The 363-nt window shown below is 52.3% G+C and carries 1 rRNA gene; it reads left to right on the plus strand.

Annotation, left to right across the window (positions count from 1 at the left end):
• Positions 1–363, plus strand: a 16S ribosomal RNA gene (locus A9G35_RS04670); the annotation flags it as partial.

Below are 363 nucleotides of genomic sequence, written 5' to 3' on the forward strand. Positions count from 1 at the left end.
GCTCTTCCGATCTGATCTCTAGCTGGTCTGAGAGGATGACCAGCCACACTGGAACTGAGACACGGTCCAGACTCCTACGGGAGGCAGCAGTGGGGAATATTGCACAATGGGGGGAACCCTGATGCAGCCATGCCGCGTGTATGAAGAAGGCCTTCGGGTTGTAAAGTACTTTCGGTAGTGAGGAAGTTTTGGGTATGAAAAGTGCCTAGAATTGACGTTAGTTACAGAAGAAGCACCGGCTAACTCCGTGCCAGCAGCCGCGGTAATACGGAGGGTGCGAGCGTTAATCGGAATGACTGGGCGTAAAGGGCATGTAGGCGGATAATTAAGTTAGGTGTGAAATCCCTGGGCTCAACCTAGGAA

It is taken from the genome of Gilliamella sp. Choc5-1 (assembly GCF_001690595.1).
Classification (GTDB): domain Bacteria; phylum Pseudomonadota; class Gammaproteobacteria; order Enterobacterales; family Orbaceae; genus Gilliamella; species Gilliamella apicola_M.